General features: G+C 45.3%; 18 protein-coding genes. 7 read left to right on the forward strand and 11 right to left on the reverse strand.

The window, feature by feature from the left end; translation table 11 throughout:
• Positions 1 to 93 precede the first annotated feature (93 nt).
• Both MHI37_RS21795 and MHI37_RS21800 read left to right on the forward strand, forming a co-directional pair.
• On the forward strand, positions 94 to 828 hold the full coding sequence (locus tag MHI37_RS21795) for a molybdenum cofactor biosynthesis protein MoaE (protein ID WP_076337288.1): 735 nt from the start codon (positions 94 to 96) through the stop codon (positions 826 to 828).
• Between the two features lie 208 nt (positions 829 to 1,036).
• Complete coding sequence (locus MHI37_RS21800) at positions 1,037 to 2,092, forward strand: HD-GYP domain-containing protein (protein ID WP_076337287.1); 1,056 nt, start codon at positions 1,037 to 1,039, stop codon at positions 2,090 to 2,092.
• Between the two features lie 559 nt (positions 2,093 to 2,651).
• Here MHI37_RS21800 and sufB read toward each other — a convergent pair.
• The 6 genes from sufB to MHI37_RS21830 all read right to left on the reverse strand — a co-directional run bounded on the left by sufB (position 2,652) and on the right by MHI37_RS21830 (position 8,596).
• Complete coding sequence (sufB, locus tag MHI37_RS21805) at positions 2,652 to 4,049, reverse strand: Fe-S cluster assembly protein SufB (protein ID WP_076337285.1); 1,398 nt, start codon at positions 4,047 to 4,049, stop codon at positions 2,652 to 2,654.
• Between the two features lie 29 nt (positions 4,050 to 4,078).
• Positions 4,079 to 4,510 (reverse strand): Fe-S cluster assembly sulfur transfer protein SufU, encoded by a 432-nt coding sequence (gene sufU / locus MHI37_RS21810; RefSeq protein WP_076337284.1) that lies wholly within the window; start codon positions 4,508 to 4,510, stop codon positions 4,079 to 4,081.
• Positions 4,497 to 5,723, reverse strand: a complete 1,227-nt coding sequence (locus MHI37_RS21815) for a cysteine desulfurase (protein WP_076337283.1) — start codon at positions 5,721 to 5,723, stop codon at positions 4,497 to 4,499. The genes sufU and MHI37_RS21815 overlap by 14 nt, the downstream gene beginning before the upstream one ends.
• The gene (gene sufD, locus MHI37_RS21820; protein WP_076337282.1) at positions 5,720 to 7,027 is read right to left on the reverse strand and encodes a Fe-S cluster assembly protein SufD; all 1,308 of its coding nucleotides are present in this window, start codon (positions 7,025 to 7,027) and stop codon (positions 5,720 to 5,722) included. Before sufD ends, MHI37_RS21815 begins: the two co-directional genes overlap by 4 nt.
• Before the next feature lie 21 nt (positions 7,028 to 7,048).
• Entirely contained in the window at positions 7,049 to 7,828 is a 780-nt protein-coding gene (gene sufC, locus MHI37_RS21825) for a Fe-S cluster assembly ATPase SufC (protein WP_076337281.1), read from the reverse strand.
• Between the two features lie 192 nt (positions 7,829 to 8,020).
• The gene (locus tag MHI37_RS21830) at positions 8,021 to 8,596 is read right to left on the reverse strand and encodes a DUF1802 family protein (RefSeq protein ID WP_306010675.1); all 576 of its coding nucleotides are present in this window, start codon (positions 8,594 to 8,596) and stop codon (positions 8,021 to 8,023) included.
• 144 nt (positions 8,597 to 8,740) lie between these two features.
• Between MHI37_RS21830 and mtnK the strand changes: the two genes are divergently transcribed.
• A complete protein-coding gene (gene mtnK / locus MHI37_RS21835) occupies positions 8,741 to 9,952 on the forward strand; it encodes an S-methyl-5-thioribose kinase (RefSeq protein WP_076337280.1) in 1,212 nt (403 codons plus the stop codon).
• A 25-nt stretch (positions 9,953 to 9,977) separates the two neighbouring features.
• Entirely contained in the window at positions 9,978 to 11,039 is a 1,062-nt protein-coding gene (gene mtnA / locus MHI37_RS21840) for an S-methyl-5-thioribose-1-phosphate isomerase (protein WP_076337279.1), read from the forward strand.
• 181 nt (positions 11,040 to 11,220) lie between these two features.
• Here the strand turns inward: mtnA and MHI37_RS21845 are convergent, their stop codons facing one another.
• A complete protein-coding gene (locus MHI37_RS21845) occupies positions 11,221 to 11,526 on the reverse strand; it encodes a DUF1805 domain-containing protein (RefSeq protein ID WP_076337278.1) in 306 nt (101 codons plus the stop codon).
• 984 nt (positions 11,527 to 12,510) lie between these two features.
• Here MHI37_RS21845 and MHI37_RS21850 point away from each other — a divergent pair.
• A complete protein-coding gene (locus MHI37_RS21850) occupies positions 12,511 to 13,002 on the forward strand; it encodes a hypothetical protein (protein ID WP_076337277.1) in 492 nt (163 codons plus the stop codon).
• A 61-nt stretch (positions 13,003 to 13,063) separates the two neighbouring features.
• On the opposite strand, the gene MHI37_RS21855 is transcribed toward MHI37_RS21850, so the two are convergent.
• On the reverse strand, positions 13,064 to 14,968 hold the full coding sequence (locus tag MHI37_RS21855) for a GGDEF domain-containing phosphodiesterase (protein WP_083676296.1): 1,905 nt from the start codon (positions 14,966 to 14,968) through the stop codon (positions 13,064 to 13,066).
• Positions 14,969 to 15,106: 138 nt separating this feature from the next.
• Positions 15,107 to 15,505, reverse strand: a complete 399-nt coding sequence (locus MHI37_RS21860) for a DUF423 domain-containing protein (protein ID WP_076337276.1) — start codon at positions 15,503 to 15,505, stop codon at positions 15,107 to 15,109.
• A 65-nt stretch (positions 15,506 to 15,570) separates the two neighbouring features.
• On the opposite strand from MHI37_RS21860, the gene MHI37_RS21865 reads away from it, so the two are divergent.
• Positions 15,571 to 16,068 carry a hypothetical protein gene (locus tag MHI37_RS21865; RefSeq protein WP_076337275.1) on the forward strand — a complete coding sequence of 166 codons (498 nt, stop codon included), beginning with the start codon at positions 15,571 to 15,573 and terminating at the stop codon, positions 16,066 to 16,068.
• A 57-nt stretch (positions 16,069 to 16,125) separates the two neighbouring features.
• On the opposite strand, the gene MHI37_RS21870 is transcribed toward MHI37_RS21865, so the two are convergent.
• Positions 16,126 to 19,218 carry an SMC family ATPase gene (locus MHI37_RS21870; protein ID WP_076337274.1) on the reverse strand — a complete coding sequence of 1,031 codons (3,093 nt, stop codon included), beginning with the start codon at positions 19,216 to 19,218 and terminating at the stop codon, positions 16,126 to 16,128.
• Positions 19,215 to 20,390 carry an exonuclease SbcCD subunit D gene (locus tag MHI37_RS21875; protein WP_076337273.1) on the reverse strand — a complete coding sequence of 392 codons (1,176 nt, stop codon included), beginning with the start codon at positions 20,388 to 20,390 and terminating at the stop codon, positions 19,215 to 19,217. The genes MHI37_RS21870 and MHI37_RS21875 overlap by 4 nt, the downstream gene beginning before the upstream one ends.
• A 240-nt stretch (positions 20,391 to 20,630) precedes the next feature.
• Between MHI37_RS21875 and yhbH the strand changes: the two genes are divergently transcribed.
• Positions 20,631 to 21,785, forward strand: a complete 1,155-nt coding sequence (gene yhbH, locus MHI37_RS21880; protein WP_076337272.1) for a sporulation protein YhbH — start codon at positions 20,631 to 20,633, stop codon at positions 21,783 to 21,785.
• Positions 21,786 to 21,833: the final 48 nt, after the last annotated feature.

Below are 21,833 nucleotides of genomic sequence, written 5' to 3' on the forward strand. Positions count from 1 at the left end.
TCCCTTTCTGTCTATTTATCAGCATAACATTTTTTATTAAATTATGATATTCTAGAAGCAGCTAAAAACCTACATGATGAGAGGTAACATACCATGACATATAACTGGTCTATTCAATTGTTTGCAGGGCTGCCTGAGCGTCTAGGTACCACCGTTATAAACATGCAATCCGATGCTGAAGCTATGAGTGTTGCTGATTTAAAAGCCGCTATATCTGCTTTATATCCTGCTCATGCCGCAATTATTCACGTTTCATTTATCGCCTGCAATCAGGCTTACGCTGCCGATGAAATACTCGTCAATGCATCAGATGAGCTTGCCCTGCTGCCCCCTGTCTCAGGCGGCGAGGGACAGGCCTCGCCCGCTTCCGAGTCGGTACAACGGTATGTCATTACGACCGATACGATAAGCGCCGATGATGTGCTCGCGAAAGTCATTGTTCCCGAGCATGGAGCTGCGCTCACCTTCGTTGGAACGACTCGAGAATGGACGCACGGTCAGCGTACTGTGCGACTTGAATACGAAGCCTACGCTCCTATGGCTATCGCAACCATGCAGCAAATAGGCGATGAAATTGCCGAGCGCTGGCAGGGCGCCTTATGCGCCATCACACACCGTGTTGGCGTCGTAGGCTTGGCAGAAACTAGCGTTGCCATCGCGGTATCCTCAGCCCATCGAGAAAGCTGCTACGAGGCTAGCAGGTACGCAATTGAACGTCTCAAGCAAATCGTACCGATATGGAAGAAAGAAATTTGGGAGGATGGCTCAGAGTGGAAAGGTCATCAGCTTGGACCTTGGAATCCAATCGAGAAACTATCCGAGTTTTAGTTTCCTTCTTCCTACTCATCTATGGGCGGAATGGGACCGGCATAGTCTTTTTTACTATTCCCCTCCACATCCCGCTCAAAAATTAAATCGTTTTTTGTCGAATTAATAGGCATTTAGTCACTATTGCAATACCCTCTTATTGCCAATTAGATCAAAGGTTGTTAGTATTGTAGGTACATTAGTTACTACAATATATTGAGGTGTCTTCATGAGGGTCCATGTTACTGAATTATTAAATGGAGACCAGTTAAGCAATGATACGTTTAACGTCTATGGACTTCATGTACTATCTAAAGGAACAATATTAAACGGCCATGAAATTTCAAAACTGTTTCAGCATCAAATCGATTATGTCAATATCGAGGAAAGAGCTAATAACGAGCCAAGTGCACGCACCCTCGAATCTACTGTCAATCCTAAATGGCTTCCTACGGTGCAGCCCATCTACGAAAACGCTGTCAAAAAATTTGAAGAGCTTTATAACAAGGTGCATGATGAAGGTACGATTGCCGAGGAAGAAGTTAGCAGCATCGTTGAATCATTATTAAATAATCTTCGCCTTGAACGTGATGTTGTGTCTATGCTCCTATTGCTTAACACAAAAGATGATTATACCTATCAGCATTCTGTGCAGGTCGGCATGCTCTCCTATTATCTCGCGACTTGGGTTGGTTATTCCAATGATGAATCCATCCAAATTGGCAAAGCAGGATTTTTGCATGATATAGGTAAATGCCAAATTGACGAGCAAATTATTAATAAACCCGGCAAGCTAACAGAGGCTGAATATGAAGAGGTAAAAAAACACACCTTATACGGATATGAAATTATTAGTAACTCCTTAAATGAGCCTTATCTCGCTATTGGAGCACTTCAGCATCATGAACGAAATGATGGTACGGGTTATCCCAAGGGAATTACCGGTGATCAAATCCACCCGATAGCCAAGATTATTGCGGTGGTTGACATTTATAGTGCCATGATCTCAAAGCGTGTCTATCAAGAGGAGCGCGACTTATTATTCGTACTTAAAGAGCTTTATAAACTTAGCTTCAATGAACTCGATCCGCTCACAGCTCATACCTTTATTAAACATATGATGCCAAACTTTATAGGCAAAAAAATCGAACTGGTCAGCGGTGAGGTCGGCATTATTGTAATGACTCATCCAACTGAATTTTTCCGACCGCTCGTCCAAGTTGACGACCAGTTTATAGATATGACGCTTGAGCGAAATTATGAAATTAAACATGTATACATTTAATCCTTCAATACTATCCTTCATGATGATCCTGATCGTTGTGAAGGATATTTTTGATGTTTATCTATAGCGCAGAAAAACAGATGATGAGGCTAATCAAGAAATCATATTGCGCAAATATTATACTATTCGTATGGATGGTCACCCGTCACTTCTACGCTGCACTTTTTACAATGAAACCGGCGCCTGAGCGGCTCCATAGAGTCTACAGTGTACTTTCTGCAATAGAATCAGCCTCCTAGCGCTAAATTAACCCATAATGGCGTGAATCTATTGTATTTTGTACAATGTAGATCCGTGAAACGGGCTTTGTCACGTATTCTGTTGTACAAAGTACACTACTTTCAACGTTAAGTTGCTACCCACCATCCTATCAAACCTCGCTCGCTTCTCCCACAACGATGATTTATAATTACATCAGTCATTTTTCACACTGCCCCACAATGCTGCTAGATATATTTCGCTATTACATAAGAAGAAACTTATACTTTCCTGTATAAAAAAAAAAGCCTCGCATACCGTGATATACATCACAGTACACAAGACCTTATTCATGCTATTATTAACCGATGGAACCTTCCATCTCGAATTTGATCAAGCGGTTCATCTCTACCGCATATTCCATCGGCAGCTCTTTTGTGAACGGCTCGATGAAGCCCATAACGATCATTTGCGTAGCTTCCGCTTCGCTTAGACCACGGCTCATGAGGTAGAACAATTGATCCTCAGAAACCTTGGATACAGTAGCCTCATGCTCAAGCGTGATGTTGTCGTTCAAAATCTCGTTATAAGGAATCGTATCCGATGTCGATTCATTATCAAGAATGAGCGTATCACATTTGATATTCGATTTTGCACCGTCAGAGTTGCGTCCGAACGAAGCAAGACCACGGTACGTTACTTTACCGCCATGCTTACTGATTGATTTAGAAATGATAGTTGAGCTCGTATCTGGTGCAAGGTGAGTCATCTTCGCTCCTGCATCCTGATGCTGACCTTTACCTGCAACGGCGATTGACAATACCATGCCTCTCGCGCCGCGACCACGAAGTACGACTGCTGGGTACTTCATCGTCAGCTTCGAGCCGATGTTGCCGTCTACCCACTCCATAGTTGCATTCTCGTCCGCAACAGCACGTTTCGTAACTAGGTTGTAAATGTTCGATGACCAGTTTTGAATCGTCGTATAACGTACGCTTGCATTTTTCTTAACTAAAATTTCAACTACCGCGCTGTGTAAGGAGTTTGTACTGTAAACCGGTGCCGTACAGCCTTCAACGTAGTGAACTGAGCTGTCTTCGTCAGCGATAATAAGCGTACGCTCGAATTGACCCATATTCTCCGAGTTGATACGGAAGTAGGCTTGTAGAGGAACTTCACATTTAACACCTTTAGGGATGTAAATGAAGCTTCCTCCTGACCATACTGCACTGTTCAATGCTGCGAACTTATTATCATTCGGAGGAATAATCGTTCCGAAATATTCTTTCATAAGCTCAGGATATTCGCGAAGCGCAGTATCGGTATCCGTGAAGATAACACCCTGTTTCACAAGTTCCTCTTGCATGCTGTGGTATACAACCTCAGACTCGTACTGAGCCGATACACCCGCTAGAAACTTTTGTTCAGCCTCAGGAATACCAAGCTTGTCGAACGTTTCTTTAATTTCGGTAGGAACTTCTTCCCACGTCTTGCCTTGCTTATCCGATGCACGCACATAATATTGAATATCGTCAAAATCAAGATCATCCATGTTGCCGCCCCATTTTGGCATCGGCATTTTGAAAAATTGCTCAAGTGATTTCAAGCGAAAATCCAACATCCACTGAGGCTCGCCTTTAATATCCGAAATCGTACGTACGATTTCTTCCGTTAAACCTTTGCCAGATTCAAAAACGGCTTTGTGCTCGTCACGGAAACCATACTTATAATCTTCCATTTCCGGCATTGATTTAGCCATGGTCATTCACGCTCCTTATCAATCTCGTTTTAATGTGATTCTTGCTGCTGCTCAATTCCTTTGCGCAAGGCGTTCCACGCAAGTGTCGCGCATTTAATCCGTGCAGGAAATTTGTTTACACCTGAAAGTGCATCCAGTTCCTCATATTCATCAAATTCAACCGGTTCGCCTTTCATTAAGGCCGAGAATTTCTCAGCCATTGCAAGCGCCTCGTCAAATGTTTTGCCTTTAACCGCTTCTGTCATCATCGATGCAGAGCTCATGCTGATCGAACAGCCTTCGCCGCTAAATTTCGCGTCGACAACTTTACCTTCAATAACCTGAAGCTGAAGCGAAATGCGATCGCCACAGGTAGGGTTATTAAGATCGATCGTAACCGACTCTTTATCCATTGTACCACGATTTCTAGGACTTTTATAATGATCCATAATTACTCTGCGATATAAATCATCCAATTGCATGACCGAAGAACTCCTTTGTTTGTAGTAGTGCATCGGCTAAGCGGTCAATTTCATCTTCAGTATTATAGAGATAAAAGCTTGCTCTTGCCGTCGCTGAAACATTCAGCCAGCGCATAAGAGGCTGACAGCAATGATGGCCTGCCCGAACTGCAATACCTTTGGAATCTAGCACGGTTGCAACATCATGCGGATGCACGTCATCCAAATTAAACGTTACAAGCCCTACACGATTTTGCTTCGGTCCGTACAATGTAATCCCATCCATGGAAGACAGCTTCTCATATGCATACGTAGCTAAACGTCTCTCATGCTGATCAATTTCGTCAAGTCCAATTTCCTGCAAAAAATCAATAGCAGCGCCAAGCCCAACTGCTCCCGCAATAATTGGAGTTCCGCCTTCAAAGCGATAAGGAATCTCTTTCCAGGTCGACTCATATAGATCAACAAAATCAATCATTTCCCCACCATACTCAATTGGCTCCATCTTGTTCAGCAAAGCCTTCTTGCCATATAATGCGCCGATGCCTGTAGGACCACACATTTTATGACCAGAAAAAGCATAAAAATCAACGTCCAAATCTTGGAGATCGATTTTCATATGCGGAGTGCTTTGTGCTCCATCCACAACCATAATCGCACCATTCCGATGAGCGATTTGCGTTATTTCTTTTATTGGATTAATAAGTCCAAGCACATTAGAAACGTAGGATACAGAAACAACCTTTGTTTGCGGTGTTATGGTCTTCTCTACATCCTCTAAAGAAATAGTGCCGTCAGGCTGCAGTGGAATATATTTCAAGGTTGCGCCAGTAGCTTTCGCTGCCTGCTGCCACGGGATCAAGTTGCTGTGATGCTCCATCGGCGTGATGACAATTTCATCACCCTCACCGCACATCGAGCGAGCATAGCTTGATGCGACCAAATTCAGTGCAGTCGTAGTACCGCGTGTGAAAATGATTTGCTCTGGTGCTCCAGCATTCAGAAATTTCGCTACCTTCTCGCGTGCGCCCTCATAAGCGTCAGTCGCTCTGGAGCCAAGTGTGTGCACACCGCGATGAACGTTAGCGTTATCCAGCTCATAGTACCGATTAACCGCATCAATAACGGAGCGCGGCTTCTGCGAAGATGCCGCGCTATCCAGATAAACGAGCGAATGCCCGTTTATTTCTTGATGCAATATCGGGAACTGTTCCCGTATCGCATTTATATTCATCCCTCTAGCTTCCTTTCGAGCAAACGCTGAAGCTGACCGCGTACCGCCTCGACTGGAATTTCCGATACGACGGGTGCTAAGAAGCCATAAATAATTAGACGTTCAGCGTCTTGCTTAGATATACCGCGTGACATCAAATAATAGACCTGCTCAGGATTAACTTGCCCAACGCTTGCCGCATGACCGGCAGTTACATCATCTTCATCTATAAGCAAAATCGGATTGGCGTCGCCGCGTGCTTTCGGGCTCAGCATGAGCACCTTCTCGGTTTGAACACCGTTCGCCTTCGTCGCACCCTTCTCGATTTTCGTAATACCGTTAATAATCGCGGAAGCTGAATCCTTCATAACTGCGCGAGTAACCATGTTGCTGTCTGAGCTTTTGCCAAAATGAACGGCCTGCGTTGTCAAGCTGTTTTGCTGTGCGTTTTTGCCAACGCTGATCACCTTCGCATCCGATGTAGAGCCTTTGCCCTTCAAGATGGATTTAGTGTCTGACAAAGTATGGCCATCATTCAAATCACCAATAATCCATTCCATTTGGCCATCATTTTCTATAACTGAGCGACGAATGGACATATCCACGCCTGTCTCGCCCATATGATGGATAGAGCTGAAACGAACATGAGCACCTGGCTTCACGAACACCTCAACTACTGACGGATGAACGAATGGCGCATTGCTTGCGCCTGGCTCGGATACAACACAGTCCACATAAGTTACGCGGCTATTGCTTTCTGCAACGATTAGAATATGAGGAGCAAACGTCGCTTCTGCATTATCATTGAAGAAAATAGCTTGCAGCGGAAGCTCTACTTCAACATCCTTTGGAACGTAGACGAAAACTCCGCCGTTCCAAATTGCTGCATGAAGCGCCGTCAGCTTATCTTCATCCTTCGTTACTGCTTGAAACAAATATTTCTGAACGAGCTCGCCATGCTCTCTGCAAGCTGTTTCTAGATCTGTGAAAATAATGCCTTTGCTAGCATATTCACTTGAAAACTGATTCCAGATGATGCCGGAATTCCGTTGTATAAGCAAATTTTCAGTTCCTTCAGTAACCAATTCGCGAACAACCTCTGGAAGCTCGCTAATTGCTCCAACCGCTGTCGGCTGCTCATAGCTGCCTACTGCGTTCAAATTCCACCGTTCAATACGAACCTTTTCAGGCTTTGGCCAACCGAGTGTTCCGGCAAGCTCAGCCGCTTCTCCGCGCAATTCAACCAGCCAGTTCGGCTCGCCTTTAGTGCGTGCCAGCGCTTCAGCAGCTTGACGGTTTGTCGGAGTCGTTAATTGTGTACTCATCCGTTATGCCTCCTCCTCTGCTTAAGCCTGGCCGACTGTTTCATCTACTATGCCAAGTTCTTCTTTAACCCAATCATAACCTTCGTTTTCCAAACGCGCTGCAAGCTCAGGACCACCTGATTTTACAATGCGGCCTTGCATCATTACGTGTACGAAATCCGGTGTAATATAGTTAAGCAAACGCTGATAGTGAGTAATAATCAAGAAACCGCGATCTTCTGAACGCATAGCGTTTACGCCTTGCGATACGATGCGTAGAGCATCAATGTCAAGACCCGAATCGATCTCATCAAGAACGACAATTTTAGGATCAAGCAGCATCATTTGCAAAATTTCATTACGTTTTTTCTCGCCGCCGGAGAAACCTTCATTCAAATAACGGTGAGCGAACTCAGCGTTCATTTCAAGCTCCTTCATTTTGCCTTCCATCTTGCGAATAAATTTAATCAACGAAATTTCGTTTCCTTCACCAAGACGTGCATTTAATGCACTGCGAAGAAAGTCGGAATTCGTTACGCCAGGAATTTCACTTGGATATTGCATCGCAAGGAACAAGCCAGCTAGCGCGCGTTCGTCAACACCCATTTCAAGGATGTCTTCACCATTCAATAATGCTGTGCCTTCAGTTACTTCATATTTAGGATGTCCCATCAAAGCGGAAGCCAGTGTAGATTTACCTGTTCCGTTAGGGCCCATGATCGCGTGAATTTCTCCGCCTTTAATGTCAAGGTTGATTCCTTTTAAAATCTCTTTTCCGTCGATAGCCGCTTTCAGGCCTTCGATGACAAAATGTGTTGCCATAATATGCTGATCCCTCCAAGGTTGGTTATATTCGCCTAGTCATATCTACATAGAATAGACTTTCTATTATAGACTGATTCTCAATGATTCTCAATAATCATTTTAATATAGTTTTAGTTATAAATCAATGTGAGAAGCCCTGTTTCGCTGAATATGTCCTTTTTTGTGAACGAAAGAGCTCATTTACCGCGCTTATTCGAGCGCCTGCTTGATTTTTAAAATTTCGGCTTGAAGTTTTTCTTCATCCAATACTTGAATCAGATGAGGAGTATCTATCTGCTCTTCCAGTCTTACCCAAGATTTGCAACCATTATAAGCAGGACGCATCGAAATTTCTATCGGCTCCGCTACACGGTATACTCTAAGCACCAGAACATGAAGCGGCTTCGTCTTTTTCCATCGCAATCTTTCCTCAGCAAACGTATCGGTCCAGATATGCAGATCACGCAAACGATCCAACGTTTCTTGATCCGTTACTTCGATATCCTGAACGACCTCAGCATACGCTTCGAGTTTTACAGTCTCTATGGTAGCTGCTGCAAGTGTCTCATCCAATGCATCTGCAAAACTTTCTTTCAATAGATGTTTTTTCTGATGCTCGTACGCAGGCATGAAATAAAAGCTTGGACTAATTAACTGAAAATCCCGCGTTTCTTCAATAATGCCCCCTTTTCGCATCACGATAATTTGGTCACCGTCCAAAAGAGCTTTTACACTCACCGCCCACTCTTTCAGAGCGACTGGCTGCCTATTATTTAGTGTCATCATTATGCATCCTCCATAAAACTTGTTTATAATAGATAATATTATATCAAACGAAGGTATTCCAAGGCGAAATAATATACATTATACTATGTTGAGATGAATACTGGGCATTGATGCCCTACTACTATAAAGCGGAGGTGGACAGACATGTCTGCATATCATCCATTAACAGAACAAGAAGCCACTCGAATAGCACTAACGCTAGACGGGTTCTTCCAAGAGGGAGCTGCTTTGACATGCAGTGAAATTGGAGACGGCAACTTAAACTTAGTTTTTCATATCAAAGACCCTGCCAGCGGCAAAAGCCTAATTATGAAGCAAGCATTGCCATATGCGAAAGTTGTAGGGGAGTCTTGGCCGCTTACGCTCGACCGTGCTCGTATTGAGAGCGAAAAGCTTATTTTGGAAGGCAAGCTTGCTCCTGGCCTTGTACCAATCGTTTATAAATACGACCCTGAGCTCTACCTAACGATTATGGAAGATCTCAGCGATCATACTATTATGCGGCAAGGTCTGATTGCAGGCACGCGCTATCCTAAATTCGCAGACGATATTTCTACCTTTACTGCACGCACATTGTTCTTCACCTCTGATCTGGGGATGAATCAACAAGACAAGAAGCTGCTTGTAAAAGAGTTTATCAACCCTGAGCTCTGCAAAATTACTGAGGATCTTATATTCGATGATCCTTATACGGACTCGCCTAACAACAGCTTTGATTCCGCGATACGAGATGCTGCTGAAGCACTTTGGCAGGATCATAACCTTCATCTCGAAGTAGCGATACTGCGCGATAAGTTCTTAACTAATGCACAAGCCTTGCTTCATGGAGATCTTCATACGGGCAGTGTATTTGCAACACCTGAATCAACTAAGGTTATCGACCCTGAATTTGCTTATTATGGACCGATTGGCTACGATATTGGCGCGGTCATCGCAAATCTGCTGCTTAACTTTGCTGGTCAGGAGCACTGGAATGCTGATGAGGACAAACGGAGTGATTTCCGTCGTTATTTGACAGATACGGTACGCGATGTCTGGAATTTATTCGACAAGAAGTTCCGAGCATTATGGGATGAGCATGGAACTGACCGTATTGCTTCTTCAACGCCTGGGTATAAAGACTATTACATGAATCGCCTGCTGCAGGATACAATTGGCTTTGCAGGCTGCAAAATCGTGCGCCGCATCGTAGGCTTATCGCATGTTATCGACATCGACCGTATTCCTGACGCTGCCGCTCGCGAGAGAGCACAGCGTATAGCGATTGCTATCGGCACGACGCTTATTCGCACGAACCGTCAAGCACAATCCATTGAGGAAGTTATCGACGCTGCTTTTACTGCAGTAAGCAAATAACTTAAGACAGAAAGGAACTAACATCATGACAACGACCAATTACGCTGGCTTGCAATCCGTTATTTGGAAAGAGGACAAGCTTGACCTATTAGACCAACGGCTACTGCCGGAGGAAATCATATATTTACCTCTAGTAACAGCAGAGGACGTATGGGAAGCGATAAGACATCTGAAGGTTCGTGGAGCGCCAGCAATTGGCATCTCCGCCGCTTATGGCGTAGTGCTTGGCAGCCGCGACGAGCAATCCTCTGAAGCCTGGCTTGCACAAGTAAACAAACAAGCGGAATACCTTGCAACCTCTCGACCTACAGCAGTTAATTTGTTCTGGGCGCTTGATCGCATGAAAGCTGCCGCAGCAGCCTACATTGAGCAAGGGTTGTCTCTTGAGGAAAGCAAAGCTGCCCTGCTGACAGAAGCTATCGCGATCCAAAGTGAAGATGAAGAAACGAATAGAATGATCGGTGAGCACGCCTTGTCTTTATTCAAGGATGATATGGGCGTACTGACTCACTGTAATGCTGGCGGACTTGCTACAGCTAAATACGGTACAGCGCTTGCTCCATTTTACCTAGCGCTAGAGCGGGGCATTACACTGCGCGTTTATGCTGATGAGACTCGTCCTGTTCTTCAAGGCGCTCGCTTGACTGCTTTCGAACTACAGCAAGCAGGTGTTGACGTTACGCTAATCTGCGATAATATGGCAGGAATGATTATGGCCAAAGGCTGGGTCGATGCTGTCATCGTCGGTACAGACCGTGTGGCTGCAAACGGTGATGTTGCCAACAAAATCGGTACCTACAGCGTAGCTGTTTTGGCGAAAGCTCACGGCATCCCTTTTTATGTTGCAAGTCCGCTTTCAACCATCGATTTGAATACCCCGACTGGAGAGGGAATTCCGATCGAGGAACGGAATGCAGAAGAAATTACAGAGGGCTTCGGCAAGCGTACTGCTCCGCAGGGCATCAAGGTTTACAATCCAGCCTTCGACGTTACGCCAAACGAATATGTAACAGCAATCATTACGGAAAAAGGCATTGTTCAAGCTCCTTACGATGTCAATCTTCGCAAGCTGTTTGAGCAAGCGTAAACGACTTATATGTTAGAAGCCCTTATCAGAATGTTGGCTGTTCAATAGCCGCCTGCTGATAAGGGCTTCTTTTTGAAAATATAGGAAAGTAGAACATTTCGCCATACTTTCTCTATACTTCTGGGAATGAAATGCGCTGATGCCGCCAAAGGACGGCGACAGCCGTTTCCCCTCAGTTTATTTAGAGCATTAATTGCAGCGCAGCCGACCCTTTCATGCCAACAATAATGCCTTTTGCTTCCGCTGTAATCGTAACTGACTCCAATGGGGCTTCCATCAGTTCCTCCAGCGTACGTACGCCAACAGCGCGTCCAGCCAATATCTCCCGGTCCCCCAGTCTCTCGTTAAGCAGCGTAACGTCTAGCGCACCACACATAATATATCCCTTATCCGTCATAATCGCGAGCAACGTCGTTTTGGGCAGCTTTACTTCAACGCCAAGAACGATCTCCCCGTTCTCAAGTGTGAACGGAACCATCCGCATCATATAAGGATCCACCCCCTTTGGGTAAAAAGTAAGAGGACTGCAACATCATTATATGCAGAGATTAATTTTGCAGTGTTGGTTAAATGCTTATTTGTGGGAGGGGGTGGGGGCTTAGATGGAAAATATCACAAAAAAGGTCACAGATATATAAGACAAAAATTTGCTATGCATAATATTGTTGTATGATCCAAAGGTGATTGGATATCGCAGACGCGTCAGCGCACACTTCTAACGGAAACCACAGACGCTAAATCGCCTTTATTTTTCGTTTCAAGATTGTAACGGAAACACAGGCCTCTATTTGTACCCAACATGCCAGATTTCGCTTCATTTCTGCGGAATAGCGTCTCTCTGTTCCGTTAAAATGTGACGCTAATCCAAAATGGAACTTTAGCGTCTCTGGTTTCCGTTAGCGGTTAAACCCCCTAATTCCGGCTGCTGGCGCAGCATCGTTATCAACAGGTTCGGAGAATGTAAAGTATCCTAGACAATAAGAAAAGCATCTTCAATAATGATGCTTATTTTGTAACAGCGATTTGTACTATTATAAAGAGCTCTTTTATAAAGCTTATGTGTCACGAAATATCAATTCAATGTCCGGTCAGTAAGGCAATTAAATGATCTATATAACTCGAACTTAAAGAATGAAGTGTAAGCGAAGCGAGAAGATCGCTCTGGAGAAACGAAGTGTTCGCCTTTGCAGTCATATTCTCACCTTAAATGTCTTAGGAAATCAAAGAATCTGACTGCAACCGCGATCGTAAGAATGATCTTCTCGCGTAGCGTCTTAATTGATCTTCTCGCTCAGCTCCCACAACGTAAATGTTTAGTTCAATTTATATAATAAGCAAAAAACAACTATACAGTATTGGTTAAATGCTCAGCACTGAGGGAAGGATAAAGCACAACAACACACTAATTAATTCTATGTAAAACCCTATATTAGTGGTATATTAGAACTATATCTTATCGTTCGGAGGTCCTATGGATAAATTTCCCACGCCCAAAGACCAAACATCCTTTATATTCAATATTGAGGTGCTTGTTGAAGAAAACAATAATGCTGCTGCAATAGAAAAGTTGCTCCATGCCTTGAACAGCTCGGGATTCGTTGATTTTCGTATCCTATCCGGCATCCAGTTAGGCGAGCAAATTGAGGTTCGAACAAAGCAAGCTTCATCCAAACAACCGTTTCCGATTCCAGCCAACGTCAGCCAAGTCGCTAATGCTGCTAAGTCAGATAAGCCTGATCAAGAATCATTTGAGGCTTTAAGCTATTCTGATAAAATCAAATCCATAATGAAAAACAACACATTAATTAGATTAATCGTAAACAAAGGTCTTGGTATCAAGCTCAGTATCCCGTGCAGAATCATAAATATGGACGAGACCGAAAATATTATTACGATATATCATGTTGATGAAAAGCAGGTATATACGTTCCGTTTAAACGAAATTGAAGATTTCTCTTACTGATCTGAATTTAACTATAAAAAAACCGTACTTTGACGAATGAAACGGCCAAAGTACGGTTTTTTTATGCGTAACCAGGAGATAACATTTGTTCGATATTCTCGCTGGATACTGGTGGGCTCCAGAAAAAACCCTGCATTTCATCGCATTTATGCTTCTTAAGAAATTCCATTTGTGCTTCAGTCTCGACACCCTCTGCGATCACCTGAATATTCAAGTTATGCGCCATAGCAATAATCGCTGCTACAATTTCGGCATCATTTGGATCCTGCTGAATATCGCGCACGAAGGAGCGGTCGATTTTCAAACGATCTATCGGAAAGTTTTTCAAATAATGGAATGAACTATAACCGGTGCCAAAGTCATCCACACTAATATTTACTCCCAAATCAGTTAAGTCCAGCAAGCAACGAGACACATGGCTGACATCCATCGTCATCGACTCAGTAATTTCTAAATCCAAATATTTTGCATGCAGGCCTGTTTTCTCAAGCACGTCCGCTACCTTGCTGGCCAAGTCGTTTTGGACAAACTGTCTAATGGATAAATTAACGGAGACCGGCATAGGCGGCAAACCAGCATCCTGCCAAGCTTTATTCTGTCTGCATGCTTCTTCGAGCACCCAGTCGCCTATCTGAACGATCATACCGCTCTCTTCAGCCAGTGGTATGAAGCTTCCAGGCGGTACCATTCCCCTAATAGGATGATTCCAGCGCACAAGCGCTTCTACCCCAACCATCTTGCCGCTAATCAAATCATACTGCGGTTGATATTGAAGCACGAACTCATTACGCTGAATAGCGCGGTACATTTCATGCTGTAGTGTAAGGCGCTCAAACGAGGAATTGCTCCAGCTCTCTGAATAGAGCAGGCAATCATTTTTGCCGCTTTCTTTCACCTTTACGAGTGCCATGTCCGCTTTCTTGATCAGAGCATAGCTATCGTCTTCCTCATTCTTATTCGTAACTGAGCCGATGCTTGCTGTAATATGTAACGGAAAGCCGCTTAGCTCATAGGGCTCTTCAATAGACTTAAGAAGCTTCTTCGAAAGCTCTAGCAAATGCTTCTCCGACTCCAGATCGCAAAACAATAAAGCAAACTCATCACCTTCCATACGAGCTACAAAATCATTCTCATAAAGATCGCGGTTGAGTCTCTCTGCTATTTGCATAAGGAGAATGTCACCGAATTCCCGTCCAAACGAGGCATTTACCAACTTAAAGCGATCCAAATCCAAATAGCAAATGCCAACTACACGATCTTCTTCCTTCGCTCTAGCTAAGGTCTCGGTAAGCTTCATTTGAAACAAGGTCCGATTCGGCAGTCCAGTCATGTCATCGTAGTAAGCCATATAACGAATCCGTTCAACATTCCTTTTCCGGTCGCTTAAGTCATGGCTTATTAATAAAATACCGATGACCTCTTCGTCTTCAATCATCGGGGAGCAAAGCATCTGAAGCTCCAATGGGAAGCCAGAACCATGTGTAATGTTAATATTGGATTGCTTTGTTTCTCCAAGCAGCGCCTGCTCAAACGTTTCCAGCAGCAATTGCCTGCTTCCTGGCTCAACTAATCGCGAGATTGAGGCGCCAAGAAGATCGGACCGATGATAACCAAGCGTTCGACTAGAAGCCTCGTTCATCTCCATAACGATACCGTTTCTATCTAACACCGCTAGCGGCACAGCATCCGAGCGAAGAAATGCCTCTACAATTGCTGTATGATAATTTTGAAGGCTGTAATTTTTCTTCCTCTTAATATACACAATAATTGCGGTTACGAGTAACGAAGCAGCTATTGCAAGCGCCGTCCATTTGTACATAAGGTTAGAGATGAATAAAAAAGATATAAATATCCATACCAACGCAAGTGCTCCAAGCAAACTAGTGATGATAATCGGCACATTAAAAATTTGATTAGGCCGCTCTCGCTTCTTTCTATTAGGAAAACCATCCATCCGTTTTGTCACGCACAAACGTCCTTCCTGTATCCCGAGTCAAGTAAGTGTTCGCTTTATTATAAACGAAACAAGCGATCTGGTATAGAAAAATTTACTAAAGCAACTTGTTTTTTGTTGCAAAAAAGCATTATATGTCGTTTACCCTTATTATGTTATATCGCTGCCCTTCACTCTTGATTTATTTATAGCTGCTATAATGACACATGCCCAGCCCGCAATTAGCGCTACGCCGCCAATAGGAGTAATCATACCCAGCTTGCTAAAGCTGGTAAGCGACAAAACATATAAGCTGCCGCTAAATATAATTGTCCCTGCAAAAATAAGGCGCGCTCCGTTCAATAGCAGCTTGCTCTCGCCAATTTGTTTTGCAAACAGAGCAATCAGCATTAGAGCGATCGCACTGTACATATGATAACGTACCCCTGTTTCGAACACTTCCAAGTAATGCTCTGTCAAATGCTCCTCCAAGCCGTGTGCACCGAATGCACCCAGTGCAATAGCAAGAGCTGCATTAATTCCACCAATTGCAAAATATTTTGTAAACATATGGTTTTCATTCCTTCCATTTTTGTGTATAATTTGATTTTAATTAGTTAAAGGAGACGATTGAATTGGACAATGAACCAAGAAACGAAATCAACACCCCGCCAGGAAATGAACCTTATGCATCAAAACCAATTTTCTCAAATGAGCACTCTGACACCATAGTTGTAAAAAAACATTCCGGACTTGGCATTGCAGCATTCATCATCGGTTTGATCTCTGTTGTGCTGCTTATCATCGCCCTTGTCTCAGGCAGCTCTTCGGTTGACCAGATTGTGAATTCTGATCTTATCCTTGCGGACCCTAATGACACTGCGGCTTTCCAAGCCTCTATCGAATCACTCGGAGAAGAAGTTCTCGTTTCCGTTGTACTCGCAGTCGTTTGTATCTTTGGCGCCGGCTTTATTTCATTCATCGGGCTTATATTAGCGATTATCGCTGCTTGCTCCAGCAAACGCCGCAGACTGTTCGGTGTTATTGGCATCGTACTTAACGTGGTTGTTATTGTCGGCGGAATCTCACTTTTTATTGCAGGCATCAATGCGATTGCTGCCAACTTCGCTTAACTATCGAGTCTGCTCCAGCCTCCTTCGAGTGCCGGAGCAGACTCTTTTTATATCAGCTCATTTTACAGTAATGTTTGTACGGCTGAATCCCTCTCTCGTCTTGACTACCTCAAGGCATGCTGGAAAAGCATCCTTAAGCTCCTGCACATGGGATATGACGCCGATCATTCTTCCTGCCTTCTGCAAATCAACGAGCGCAATAATAGCCTTCTGCAGCGACTCCTCATCAAGTGAGCCAAAGCCCTCGTCAATAAACATCATCTCAATAGTGACTCCGCCCAAATGTGATTGAATGACGTCTGTCATGCCTAGCGCCAGACAGAGCGAAGCGTTAAACTTCTCTCCACCGGACAACGTCTTCACATCACGGTTCTGACCTGTAAAAGCATCGTAAACGTCAAGCCCAAGACCACTCTGTTTTCCTCTATTTTCTAGGCGATCACTGCGCTCTAATGAAAACTGTCCGCTAGACAAGTTGCGGAGACGGGCATTGGCTGCGAACAAAATCTGCTCCAAAAATTCAATTAGAATATACCGCTCGAATGAGATTTTCAGCGCATTATCACCCTTCAGCATTTGAAAGATGTCCATGACCTCCTCCAGCTGGGCTTCCAGTCCCTTCACCTGACCGCTCGCGCGTCCTATGGAGGCTGATAGGCGCTGCGCAACCTCGCCTGTACGAATCGCTGTTTGAGCTGCGGCATGAATTTGCTCAAGCTGCTGCTTGCTTATGTTCAGACTTTCTTGCAGTTGAACAATATCCACCCTAGGCTTGCCAGCAAGCTCAATTTGAAGCTCCAACAGCTGCTGCGTAACGAGAACAACCGCCGTTTGGTAAGCGCTTATAGCCTTGCCCAGCTGCTCTCTTGCAGCTTCTGAGAGTGCAGCTTCAGCGTATTGCTGAACCGATTCAAAGCCAGCCTTCTGAAGCTCCTCAAGCAGCCGCTGCTCAGCTAGCTGCTTACCCTGCTCTGATTCCTCCAGCTGGCGCTCCGCTTGATCAACATAAGCTCTCTGCTCTGCCAGCTTAGCTGTTGCTAGCTGCAGCTGCTCCTGAGCGCTCTTCCAAGCGGTCCTCAGCTGATCGGACGCTGTCTGCTGCTGTTTGATTCTCACATTTAGGCTCTCTGGTGAGCGCAGCTGCTCTGGTATACGGTCCAGCTCCTTCTGTAGCGCGGATTGCTGTGATGCCCGCTCTATACTCAGCCGCTGCTGTTCTTGCTGCAGCTGCTCCTTGGCACGCTGCTGCTGCTCTTGCTGCAATTCCATCTGCTCAAGCAGCTGCTTAAGCTCAGGAACCTGCTTAGCTTTAATCAGAAGCTTGTCCGTTTCTTCCTTAAGCGCACGCCATTGCTGCTGCAGCTGAGCTCTTTGCTCCTCCAATCGAACCGCCTGCAGGCCGTATTCGGCAAGCTCTTTTGCACCTTCCTCACGAGTCGCTTTGGCTGCTGCTGCCTGAGCACGCGCCTCCAGCCATTCACGCTCGATGACTCCAAGCTGCGCCTTGGCATCCTGCAATCGCTCGCGTGAAGGCACCTCACTGCTTGAAACCGCTTTGGCGGGATGCTCTAAGCTGCCACATACGGGACAAGCCTTATCATCATGCAAATGAGCGGCAAGCAGTGTTGCCTGACCCTCAATCCATGAGGTTTCCAGTCGATCATGCTCGTCTCGCGCTCTTGCGAACGACTTTGAGAAGTCCTGCTCCAGCTGAGAGAAGCGCAGCATCTCCTTCTCTACATCAACGAGACGCTTCAGCTGCTTCCCTTGCTGCTCCACTAGACGCAGCTTGTCCAGCTTCTGCGTTAATTCGGCCGTATCAAGCTCTATTTCTTTTAATTGAATGCTCATTGACTGCTTCTTATCGCGCAGCTGCGCAATGCCTGTCTCGGAAGCCTTTAGTTTAGAGGTGCAGTCATGCTCTGCTTGGATCAGCTTCTCAATCCTGTGCTGCTGACTGGCCAGCGTGCTCACGATTGGTGCCATCTCCAGCAGTCTGCTGAGCTCACGCTCGGTTTCGCGCCGTTCCTCTTCACGCTGCTCCTCTGCAGCATGCTGACCTGCCGCTTGCTTGTGCCCTTGCTCCGCCTGCTCTCGATCGGCTAGTTTTCCAGCATATTGACTGCGCTTCGTTATCGCATCCACATGCGTACGGTCAGCTTGCTCCTTATACGGCGTCAAATGCGCTGCTTTAATCGCAAGCGCAAGCTGCTGCTCCTTTACTGCATAATCCGCCTGCTGTGCAGCAAGCTGGGCCTGCTGAGCCTGCTTTCGATCATGCTCCTCATGCTTGCTATTTATCGTAATGGCTGCACGCAGCTGTGCTTCCTCTTCTTCTATTCGAACCGCCAGTACATTTTTCTGAGCGACAGCTTGCTCCTCTGCGTTCCGGTAGAACTCTCGCTCCTGCTGCAGCGCATCCGTTATCTGTGAAGCACTATATACCTCTTGCTGGAAAGTGCGGGAGAGCTCGCTATCCACACGCTCTGGAAGCGCCTCTTGCACCTGCTTCATATAAGCATTTACCGTTGCCTTAGCCTCTTTCAATTGATCCTGAATGCTTCGGTTTTTCTGCTGGAAGCGACCCTCCAAGCGCTCATAAAGCTCTGTCCGAAAAATACGGCGCAATATTTCTTCCTTATTATCCGTGTCCGAAGTAAGCAACTTGCGAAATTCTCCTTGCGGCAGCATTACAATTTGACTGAATTGCTCCTTGGTCAAGCCTATAATTTGCTCAAGCTTGGCATTTACGTCGGAGACGATAAAACGATCAACCGCTGGAACAGCTTCACCGCTCGTCATTTCATAAAGCTCTGCTTTCCCGCCAGTTTCGCCTTTATTGCTGCCCTTTCGATGCGGCATTTGTCTAATGACCTGATAGCTCCTACGACCAATGGCAAAATCAAATTGAACAGCGGTATGTGTATCCTCAGCTGCAAAATGACTGCGCAGCATTCGTGGATCAGAACGATCCTCCCCGCTGGCAGTTCCATAAAAAGCAAAGCAAATCGCATCAAATATAGAGGTTTTTCCAGCTCCAGTATTTCCTGAAATTACGAATAGTCGACGGTGCTCCAACAAGCTGAAGTCTATCGTTTCCGTATCGCGATAAGATCCAAACGCAGTCATCGTAAGCTTAATCGGCCTCATATCACGCCACCCTCCTCACGAAGCAGCTCTCCATACGTATCCGCGAACAATTGTTTTTTTGCATCCGAAAGCTCTTGCCCCTTAACCTCCTGATAAAATGCAGCAAACAGCTCGATCGGATCAGCTTCCCGTCTCCCTGTTCCTCCCCGCGCATCAGCTGCCGCTTCATTTCCATTCAAGCCGCCGGCCAGCACTGGTCTGCGCTCCACGTGGAGCGCATTCGGGTAAACCGAGCGTACCTTCTCCATAGGAAACAAAACCGGATTTTCATTTAGCAATGTTACAAATACATAATCCTCGTTCACTGGCTGCTTTTCTATTTCTTCAATTAATGCGATTACTCTGCGCATATTCCGCAGCGGCTTCAGCTCACGTTTTTCAATTTCCACGTGACCGGCCTCATTTAGTTCAATTACCAAATATCCCTTCACATGGCTTTCTTCTGAAATCGAATATTTGAGCGGAGAGCCCGCATACCTTATCGTATCGTTCCGAACAAAATGTGCCTGATGCAAATGACCAAGCGCTGTATAATGAAAGGCTTCAAAATAAGCCGCACTCACATGCTCAGCGCCGCCAACCGACAATGGACGTTCCGAGTCGCTCGTATTCTGCTCCGGCTCTCCCGTTGCCGTAATGAATGCATGGCCTACAAATACATGTCTAGCTGATTTGTCCATACCATGGGCAATCCGTGCAGTAATGACGCGCATCGCATCATCATGTGTACGGATCGACTCATCTCCTAGCTGATAGCGAACCTGTGCAGGATCTGCATAAGGTACAAGATGAAAATGCACCTCGCCGAAATTGTCGCTCAGCACGACTGGCTTCAGCCCATCCTTCAATTGCCCCACCAGATGAAGACCGCGGCTTTCCATCAGCTTTGTGCCAAAATTAATACGATCAGGACTGTCATGATTACCGGATATCGCAAGCACAGGTGTATTCAAATCGATAACGATCCGTGCAAGCAGCTCATCGAGCAGCTCGACAGCCTCGGTTGGCGGGACAGCGCGATCATATAGATCACCAGCAATAATAACAGCATCCGGCCGCTCTGCCTCAATCGCTTGCAGCAGCTGCTCCAGAACATAACGCTGATCCTCCGTCATATATACGCCTTGAACTAGCTTTCCCAAATGCCAGTCCGCAGTATGAAATAGCTTCATTTACTTCAAACATCCCTTCCTAGTTCATCGGAATTGTTCCTTTATATTACCATTCGTACCACCCTAGCGCATAGTATGCTGATAGGAGTTCCGTGATAGACTGCTAGAAGTGGACTAATTTTCCTTCACATAACCGCTATAAACTTGAATATATTGAGTAACAGACAAGAATTAAGCGAAGGTCGTCTTAAACACTGCATGAATGCTGGAAGGTTAATTTATTGGAATGAGGTGAGGGAAATGAAATCAGAACCGCTGTTTGTTGTATCCCGTGAGGACTGGTCACTCCACCGCAAAGGCTATGAGGATCAAGCGCGACATCAGGAGAAGGTACATGAGGCTATTAGGCAAAACCTTCCCGATCTGGTTTCCGACGAGAGCATCGTCTTGTCCGATGGCAGACGTACAATTAAGGTTCCCATAAAAAGTCTCGACGAATCCCACTTTATATACAACTACAACAAGAAGCAGCACGTCGGACAAGGAGACGGAGACTCGCAGGTGGGTGATGTGCTTGGCGTCGATCCTCAGGCTGCCAAGGGACCTGGCAAAGGCCAGGATGCAGGCGATCAGCCCGGTGAGGATGTTATTGATACCGAGATCAGCATTGACCAATTAGAGGATATGCTATTCGAGGAGCTAGAGCTCCCTAATCTGGAACAAAAGCAAAAGGATCAGCTTCAATCCACAGAAATTGTGTTCCACGATATTCGCAAAAAAGGCATCATGTCCAACATTGATAAGAAGCGTACATTAATTGAAAATCTAAGGCGCAACGCCAACGCAGGCAAATCCGGTATCGGAGGCATCTCCCCTGACGATCTGCGTTACAAAACATGGAACGAAATCGTGAAGCCCCAATCGAACGCGGTCATTCTCGCACTCATGGATACATCGGGCAGCATGGGATCTTTTGAGAAATATTGTGCCCGCAGCTTTTTCTTCTGGATGACTCGGTTTCTTCGCAGGAAATATGAGCATGTAGAAATTGTATTTATTGCCCACCATACGGAGGCTAAGGAGGTTACCGAGGAGGAATTTTTTAATCGCGGGGAAAGCGGAGGTACGATTTGCTCATCCGCTTATCAAAAAGCGATTGACATCATCGATAGTCGTTATCCAACTCCGAATTGGAATATTTACCCTTTTCATTTCTCGGACGGCGATAATCTGACCTCAGACAACGAGCGCTGCGTAAAGCTCATCGGTCAGCTGATGGAACGAAGCAATATGTTCGGTTATGGAGAGGTCAATCAATACAATCGCAGCAGCACTTTAATGTCGGCCTATAAGCATATCAGCCACAAAAAGTTTATGTACTCGGTAATTAAGGAGAAGAGCGAGGTATACAAGGCGCTTAAAACTTTCTTCTCTAAAAAAGTGAGCGGTGCCTAACCATCATCCGCAAAACAAAAACAGCTGTCTCAAAAGGCTAATGCCTTT

The sequence above is a fragment of the Paenibacillus sp. FSL H8-0548 genome (assembly GCF_038630985.1).
Taxonomy (GTDB): Bacteria; Bacillota; Bacilli; order Paenibacillales; family Paenibacillaceae; genus Pristimantibacillus.